8 protein-coding genes are annotated in these 7,440 nt (G+C 65.0%); all 8 read right to left on the bottom strand.

Annotation, left to right across the window (positions count from 1 at the left end; genetic code table 11):
- A partial coding sequence (locus BN60_RS23675) for an AAA family ATPase (RefSeq protein ID WP_020698654.1) occupies window positions 1–882 on the bottom strand: 882 nt, incomplete at its 3' end.
- Window positions 879–1,997 (bottom strand): DNA polymerase III subunit beta, encoded by a 1,119-nt coding sequence (dnaN, locus tag BN60_RS23670; protein WP_020698653.1) that lies wholly within the window; start codon window positions 1,995–1,997, stop codon window positions 879–881. The genes dnaN and BN60_RS23675, both read right to left, overlap by 4 nt.
- A 210-nt stretch (window positions 1,998–2,207) precedes the next feature.
- A complete protein-coding gene (dnaA, locus tag BN60_RS23665; RefSeq protein WP_051150314.1) occupies window positions 2,208–3,617 on the bottom strand; it encodes a chromosomal replication initiator protein DnaA in 1,410 nt (469 codons plus the stop codon).
- A 68-nt stretch (window positions 3,618–3,685) separates the two neighbouring features.
- Window positions 3,686–4,150 (bottom strand): rhodanese-like domain-containing protein, encoded by a 465-nt coding sequence (locus BN60_RS23660; protein WP_083856426.1) that lies wholly within the window; start codon window positions 4,148–4,150, stop codon window positions 3,686–3,688.
- Between the two features lie 599 nt (window positions 4,151–4,749).
- Window positions 4,750–5,013: a 30S ribosomal protein S20 gene (rpsT, locus tag BN60_RS23655; RefSeq protein WP_020698650.1), complete on the bottom strand. Its 264-nt coding sequence runs from the start codon at window positions 5,011–5,013 to the stop codon at window positions 4,750–4,752.
- 76 nt (window positions 5,014–5,089) lie between these two features.
- Window positions 5,090–5,872, bottom strand: a complete 783-nt coding sequence (locus tag BN60_RS23650; RefSeq protein ID WP_020698649.1) for an enoyl-CoA hydratase — start codon at window positions 5,870–5,872, stop codon at window positions 5,090–5,092.
- A gap of 34 nt (window positions 5,873–5,906) precedes the next feature.
- Window positions 5,907–6,746, bottom strand: a complete 840-nt coding sequence (gene mutM, locus BN60_RS23645) for a bifunctional DNA-formamidopyrimidine glycosylase/DNA-(apurinic or apyrimidinic site) lyase (protein WP_020698648.1) — start codon at window positions 6,744–6,746, stop codon at window positions 5,907–5,909.
- Window positions 6,739–7,422 carry a YggS family pyridoxal phosphate-dependent enzyme gene (locus BN60_RS23640; protein ID WP_043284287.1) on the bottom strand — a complete coding sequence of 228 codons (684 nt, stop codon included), beginning with the start codon at window positions 7,420–7,422 and terminating at the stop codon, window positions 6,739–6,741. Before BN60_RS23640 ends, mutM begins: the two co-directional genes overlap by 8 nt.
- Between the last annotated feature and the right edge of the window lie 18 nt (window positions 7,423–7,440).

Genomic DNA, 7,440 nt, shown 5'->3' with positions numbered 1-7,440 from the left:
GGATGTGGTGCCGGCGTCGGCATCGCGCAAGCGCGAGGCGGCCAGTTCGCCGCGCAGACGGTCTTCGGCGTCGAGGGCGGCCATCGTGGCCAGCCAGCCATCGACCTCGCCAGCCATGGCAAGCGAGGCCCGCGGGAAGGGGCCGACTCCCAGCCGGGCGGCGGCATCCAGGCGCTGGACCGTGTCGGCTCGGGCAGCCGCCAGAGCCACGCCGTGGCGGGCCATTGTGTCTTCCAGGGCGGTGAACCAATGCGGATCGCGATTGCCCTCGCCCAGCAGACGGGCGCGTTGGCGCAGCGCATTCTCGTAGGCTGCCACATCGCCGGCATGTTCGGGATGCAGCGCCGTCACCAGCCGGTCGAGGAAGCGCCGGCGTTCGCTGGCGCCGTCGAGGAACAGACGGTCGAGCTGCGGCGTCAGCCAGACGGCGGCGACATGCCGGCCAAGCGCGGTCTGGCTCGGCGCCGTTCGGCCGTCGATGCGCACCACGCGGCGCGGCAGACCGCCTTCGTTACGGGCAGGCTCCAGGCCGGTGCCGATGGCGACCCGTCCGTCCGGCGTATCGAGCGTGGCGGCGACCGCCCACGAGGTGGCAGGGGCATCGTCGTTGCCGGCCGAGCGCGGGCGATGGCAGACCTCGTCGAGCCGGGCGCGGCGCAGGCCGCGGCCGGGGGCCAGGAAGGACAAGGCCTCGAGCAGGTTCGTCTTGCCGGCACCATTGGCGCCGACCAGAACGACAGGCTCCAGCCCGCAGTCGAGGCGGAGCTGGCGGTAGTTGCGGAAGTCGCTGAGGCGGAGCTGGCGCACGGCGAGGAGTGCCGGCGCAGCGCCAGATACGGCGTCGGAGGCGTAGGCGAGTGCGCTGATGGCCCCTGCCGTCATACCCGCATCGGCATGAGCACGTAGAGCGCGCTCTCGTCCGCGCCGTCCCGCACCAGTGTGGGCGAACCGGCATCGGCCATGAGGAAGCGGGCCTCGGTGCCTGCAATCTGTTCGGTGATGTCGAGCAGGTAGCGCGAGTTGAAGCCGATCTCGAGCGCGGTGTCCTGGTACTCGACCTCGATTTCCTCGGTCGCGCTACCGGCATCAGGGCTGGTGGCCGAGAGCGTGACGACGCCCTTGGCGACGGCGAGCTTGATAGCGCGCGACTTCTCGGTGGAGATGGTCGAGACGCGGTCGACGGCGTGCGCGAATTCCTTGCACGGCACGTTCAGGACCTTGTCGTTGCCGGCCGGGATGACCCGCTCGTAGTCCGGGAAGGTGCCGTCGATCAATTTGCTGACCAGGGTGACATTGCCGCTGGCGAAGCGGATGCGGGTGTCGGACAGTTCGACATCGACGGACCCATCGCTCTCGTCGAGGAGCTTGCGCACTTCGCCCACGGTCTTGCGCGGCACGATCACGCCCGGAATCTCACCGGCACCCTTAGGCAGCGGCACCTCGACCCGGGCCAGCCGATGGCCGTCGGTCGCCACGCCGCGCAGCACCTCGGTGCCGCCGGCGGTCGCGGCATGGAAGTAGATGCCGTTCAGGTAGTAGCGGGTCTCCTCGTTGGAGATCGCGAACCGCGTGCGGTCGATGATGCCCTTGAGGTCGGTCGCCGGAAGCTGGAAGCGGTGCGGCAGGTCGCCTTCGGTCATCGCCGGGAAGTCGGCCGGCGGCAGGCACTGCAGGGTGAAGCGCGACCGGCCGGCGCGGATCGTCAGGCTGCCGCCGTCGGAGGCGGTCTCGAGTTCGACCTGGGCGCCGTCGGGGAGCTTGCGGACGATTTCGTAGAGCGTATGGGCCGGCGCCGTGGTCGAGCCGGTCTTGGAAGCATTGGCCTCGACCGTTTCGGTGATGGCGAGGTCCATGTCGGTCGCCGCGAGGCTCAGACGGCCCTTCTGCGCCGTGATCAGCACATTGGAGAGAATGGGGATCGTGTTCCGACGCTCGACGACACTTTGCACATGGGCCAGTGCCTTCAGGAGGGCTGCCCGTTCGATCGTCAGTTTCATGTTTTGGTCGCCGTTTTCTGGGCCGGATTGGTTCGCTTTTGGGCCCGTTCTGCCGGCCGCGAAACGCAACGGTGGAACGGGAACGAAGTATACCACGCGCCCGATTGGCGGGAAGCAATTTCGCTCGTTATTTGAGGCGTTTAGAGGCCGCCGGCGGACGCAAAAAGGGGCCCCGGAGGGCCCCTTTTCACACCTAATGAGAGGGATTTGTCAGCCTTGCAGCTGACGCTTGAGCAACTCGACATCCTCTGCAATCGAAAGGTCGGAAATCTTGAGTTCCTCGATCTTGCGTACGGCGTGCATGACCGTCGTGTGGTCGCGATTGCCAAAGCGCTTGCCGATCTGCGGCAGGCTGAGGGTGGTGAGTTGCTTGGCGAGATACATCGCCACCTGGCGCGGCCGGGCGACCGAGCGCGCACGACGCGGTGAGCTCATTTCGGCGAGCTTGATGTTGTAGTGCGCCGCCACCCGCTGCTGGATCTCGTCGACCGTGACCTTTCGGTCGGCCTGGCGCAGCAGGTCGTGCAGCACGTCCTGCGCCATCTCGACGGTGATTTCGCGGCCGATGAGCTGGCCGTGCGCCACGACCCGGTTCAGCGCGCCTTCGAGTTCGCGGATGTTGGTGCTGATCTTGTGCGCGAGAAACTCGAGCACGGCCATCGGCACCGGCACGCGCGCCGTCTCCGCCTTGGTCTGCAGGATCGAAAGCCTGAGCTCATAGGTCGAGGAATGGATATCGGCGACGAGGCCGCTGCCCAGCCGCGAGCGCATGCGCTCTTCGATGTCCTGAAGCTCGCTCGGCGGCTTCTCCGAGGAGAGAATGATCTGCTTGTTCTGCTCGACCAGCGAGTTGAACGTGAAGAAGAACTCGTCCTGGCTGGCTTCCTTGCCGCAGATGAACTGCACATCGTCGACCATCAATACGTCAACGTTGCGGAACAGCTCCTTGAACTGGCCCGTGTTCTTCGTACGCAGCGCCTGGATGAAGCGGTTCACGAAGCTCTCGGCCGTGAGGTAGAGCACGCGCGTCTTGGGATCGCGCTCGCGGATGGCGTGCCAGATCGCGTGCATCAGATGCGTCTTGCCGAGCCCGACGCCGCCGAAGATGTAGAGCGGGTTGCGCTCCGGCAACGGCAGGTCCTGTTCGGAGATGTTGCGCGCTGCGGCATAGGCGAACTCGTTCGGCTTGCCGACCACGAAGTTGGCGAAGGTGTAGCGCGCCTCGGGACCCTGCGTTAGTTCCTCATTGCCCCGGCCGATCGCCGGACCCATCCGCGGCATCGGCGGCTGGTAGCTCTGCGAAGAGGGGACCGGCGGCACGGCGATGATGTCGTTCGGCCGACGCGGTGCCGGCGGAGGCACCAGGTTGACCTCGACGTTCTTCACCTCGGTGTTCACCGACTGCCAGTAGGCGAGCACGCGGTCGCCATAGTGGCGGCCAACCCAGTCGCGCACGAATCGAGTCGGCGCATAGAGGCGCAGCTTGCCGGCCTTCAGTTCGCCCAGTTCGACCTCGCCGAACCACGTCTTGAAGGCCTTGTCGCCGATTTCCTTGCGTAGCCGGTCGCAGACGCGCACCCAATGCGCTTCGAGCTCCTTCCGGCCCGCTCCTTCATCCATATTTGCCCCCGCCACACTGTTGTCTTCGTATGTATTCTTGTTGCCTTGAATCGGCGCTTGGATTCGGTTCACGTTTGTCTCCACGGAAGTCCCGCTGCCTTCCATCCCCCTGCCACGCCGCGTTTGGCCTGCGCATTCAGGGGCCCCTCGAAGCCGTCTGCCACATTGAGACACGTACTGTAGCCGGCCGCGGTCATGGCTTTCGCCGCCGCGGCCGATCGAGCCCCACTCCTGCAAAGAAAGAGCAGCGGGGCCGATTTGTCCGTCAACGCGCTCGAGAGCGCGGCAACGAATTCCGGGTTTGGCTGCATGCTTGGAAAGATCTGCCATTCGACCAGCGCCGGCTTCTTGTCGAGCGCAGTGAGATCGGGCAGGCCGACGAAGTTCCATTCGGGACGAGTGCGAACATCGATCAGTACGGCGTTCTTGTGTTCGCTGAGTATCTTCCAGGCCACCATCGGCGCCACATCGCCGGCATAGCCGGCGACGGCGGAGATCTCATAAGTGCCAGCGATCTTGTTGTCTGTCGGCATGGCCCCCCGCTCGTCGTTCACCGAAACGAGGCGCAGCCAAACGAGCCAGCGATCAAAGGCGACACACACACACACAACGCGACAAGGACGATGAAGGAATTTTCAGCGAGCGTCACTCGAGGGACGCTTCATCTTTCTATCGTCGAGCCAGCGAAGCGTTGTGGTTTGTCTCCCTCGTTCGTCTCAATCGATGGAGAGGAATCCCCTCTTCTCCATCTGGCTCGCGTCGCAGCGCCCCACGCCCCTTCGCGATGGGCCGACTCATATCCAGACTCCCTCGTGTGCGCAAACGATTCACATGCTGAAGCTCGCACGCTATTCAGACACTTCGCGAGGTGAGTCGATTGACAAGCGTTATGATTCGATTCTCCTCGACGTTCGACGCGACGTAGCGCTCAACATCTAGCGCCAACGAGCGCACCTCATCCGATAAATCCGAATCGTATGTCGTTCGGCCAATCGACGACCAAACATTCATCGTCGCAAATCGATAAAAAATTTTTCGACGAAAACCGTTCGAGGATGTTCGGAAAAAGAAAACGCCGCTCGTATGAGCGGCGTTCACGTTCTCTTTCTCAGAGTTCCGAGTATGGAGAAGATCAGGCCATTGCCTTGATGCGCGCGGTGAGACGAGACACGCGGCGAGCGGCAGCATTCTTCGTAACGATGCGCTTGAGAGCGCCACGCTGGATCTCCGGCTGCGCGGCGCGCAACGCTTCCTGAGCGGCCTTCTGGTCACCCGACTTGATCGCTTCTTCGACCTTCTTGATCGAGCCGCGCACGCGGCTGCGGCGGGCCGTATTCACGGCGGTGCGGCGCTTGGTCTGGCGGGCGCGCTTCTCGGCCGACTTGTGATTCGCCATTTAATCCTCTTTCCCTCGGAAGGGCGCGCTTATACGGGCCGTGGCAAGGCGGGTCAAGCGGGCCAAAACCGCGCAATCAGCGGTGTTTCCAGGCCGGTTTGCGCTTGTCGGCGAAGGCGGCCATGCCTTCGGACCTGTCGTCGAAGGCAAAGGTCGCATGGAAGGTGCGACGTTCGAAGCGAATGCCCTCCGCCAGAGTGGTCTCGAAGGCCCGGTTGACGGCCTCTTTGGCGACCATTGTGGCCGGCAGCGACATGCCGGCGATCTTCTCGGCCGCGGCCACGGCCTCGTCCATGAGCTGGGCGAGCGGGACGACCCGGCTCACCAGGCCGCAGCGCTCGGCCTCGGCTGCATCCATCATGCGGCCAGTAAGGACGAGATCCATGGCCTTGGATTTGCCGACGAAGCGCGGCAGGCGCTGGGTGCCGCCGGCGCCCGGGATCGTGCCCAGGGTGATCTCCGGCTGGCCGAACTTGGCGTTGTCGGCCGCGATGATGAAGTCGCACATCATGGCCATCTCGCAGCCGCCGCCCAAGGCGTAGCCGGCGACAGCAGCGACCACAGGCTTGCGGACGTGGCTTACCTTCTCCCAGCCGACGGTAATGAAGTCCTGAAGGAAAACGTCCTGATAAGACTTGTCCTTCATCTCCTTGATGTCGGCGCCGGCGGCGAAAGCCTTCTCGCTGCCCGTCAGCACGATGCAGCCAATGCCGGGGTCGGCCTCGAAGGCATCAAGGGCCAGACCGAGTTCGCGCACGAGGTCGGCGCAGAGCGCGTTCAGCGCCTTCGGGCGGTTCAGCCGGATGATGCCGACCCGGCCCTTGGTTTCGGTTTGGACGTTCTCGTATGCAGCCGCCACTGGATCTCCTCCTCGCGTGTCGACCGCACTTAAGCTAGCGCTGGCAGTGGGCGCAATAGAAGGTCGAGCGGCCCGCCTGCACGAGCCGCTTGACGGTCCGACCGCAGCCGCGTGTCGGACAGGCAATGCCGGCACGGTCGTAGACATTGAAGCGGGTCTGGAAGTAGCCGAGTTCGCCGCCGGGCTGGATATGATCGCGTAGCGTCGAGCCACCGTCCTCGATCGAACGGATGAGCACGCGCTTGATCGCCTCGACAAGGCGGTCGGCGCGTGTGCCTTGCACAGTGTGTGCAGACCGGCGCGGCGAGATACCTGCCAGGAACAAAGCTTCGCAGGCATAGATGTTGCCCACGCCGACCAGTGTCTTCTGGTCGAGCAAGGCGGCCTTGATCGGCGTCTTGCGACCGGCGAGGCGGATCGCGAGGGCGGCGCCGTCGAACGTATCGTCTAACGGCTCCGGGCCCAGTCCCTTGAAGAGCTTGTGCTGGAGGACGGCATCGTCGGCGACCAGCAGCATCAGGCCGAAGCGGCGCGCATCGTTGAAACGAACCTGCCAGCCGTCGTCGACGTCGAACACGACATGGTCATGCCGGTCGAGCGGATGGCTGGCAGCACTTGCCGCGTCGTGCAGGGTCATGCGGCCGGACATGCCGAGATGGGCGATCAGCGTCTGGCCGTCGTCGAGACGAATCAGCAGATACTTGGCCCGCCGGTCGATGGCCCGCACGGTGCGGCCTTCGACTCGGCTGGCGAACTTCGCCGGCAACGGCACCCGGAGGTCATGCCGGCGCTGCTGCAGCCGGACGATGCGCCGCCCGACCAGCCGCGGCAGCAAGCCTCGTCGGACGGTTTCGACCTCGGGAAGCTCAGGCATGCACGGGCAAGGGAGGCCGAGCGCCGAAAAGCGCACTGCCGACGCGGACATGGGTGGCGCCCAGCCGTACCGCCGTTTCGTAGTCGGCGCTCATGCCCATGCTGAGCTTGGCGAGGCCGTTGCGGGCCGCCATCTTGGCCAACAGGGCGAAATGCAGCGCCGGCTCTTCATCGACCGGCGGAATGCACATCAGCCCGACGACCGGCAGCTGGTACTGGTTCCGGCAGGCTGCAACGAAGGCGTCGAGATCCTTGGGCAGGATTCCGGCCTTCTGCGGTTCTTCGCCGGTATTGACCTGGATGAAGCAGGCCGGCCGACGATCCAGCCGGTCCATTTCCTTCACCAACGCCGCAGCCAACTTCTCGCGGTCGACCGACTGTACGACATCGAACAATGCGACGGCGTCGCGCGCCTTGTTGGTCTGCAGCGGGCCGATCAGATGCAGTTCGAGATCGGGCCAGGCGGCCTTGAGGTCGGGAAACTTGCCCTGCGCTTCCTGAACGCGGTTCTCGCCGAAAACGCGATGGCCGGCCTCGAGCAGTTCGCGCACGCGGTCGGCGCCATGTGTCTTGGAGACCGCCACCAGGGTGACGTCGGCCGGATTGCGGTTGGCGGCCCGGGCCGCCTCGGCGATGTGGCGGGACACTTCCGCCAAACGGTCAGCTCCTGCACTCATCGTCCTGCACTCACCACG

The organism is Reyranella massiliensis 521 (genome assembly GCF_000312425.1).
Lineage (GTDB): Bacteria > Pseudomonadota > Alphaproteobacteria > Reyranellales > Reyranellaceae > Reyranella > Reyranella massiliensis.
The sequence above is the reverse complement of the archived record's forward strand: the minus strand, read 5'-3'. Positions and strand labels throughout refer to the sequence as shown.